The sequence below is a fragment of the Cupriavidus sp. SIMBA_020 genome (assembly GCF_046535395.1).
Lineage (GTDB): Bacteria > Pseudomonadota > Gammaproteobacteria > Burkholderiales > Burkholderiaceae > Cupriavidus > Cupriavidus campinensis.
Genome location: NZ_JAWRWU010001580.1, coordinates 1 through 238, shown reverse-complemented (window position 1 = coordinate 238; position 238 = coordinate 1). Strand labels below are relative to the sequence as shown.

Here is a 238-nt window from a genome sequence, read left to right as displayed (position 1 = left end):
CACGCTGCTCAAGCAGGTGCGCCAGTTGCCGGGCGCGGTCGATGCGCATATCGCGCAGCGCAACGACGAGCCCGCGCTGATGCTCGCGATGGACCGCTCGCGCATGCAGCAACTGAATTTGAGCCCGCAAATCGTGGCCCAGGATGTGCTGATCGCGCTTTCGGGCAGTTCGCAGACATCGCCCGCATTCTGGGTCAGTCCGCAGAACGGCGTGGAATATCCGCTCGCGGTGCAGACG

General features: G+C 64.7%; 1 protein-coding gene. It reads left to right on the top strand.

The window, feature by feature from the left end; translation table 11 throughout:
• Nucleotides 1-238 (top strand): hypothetical protein (locus SB751_RS34930; RefSeq protein ID WP_410749604.1); only part of this gene is annotated, 238 nt, incomplete at both ends.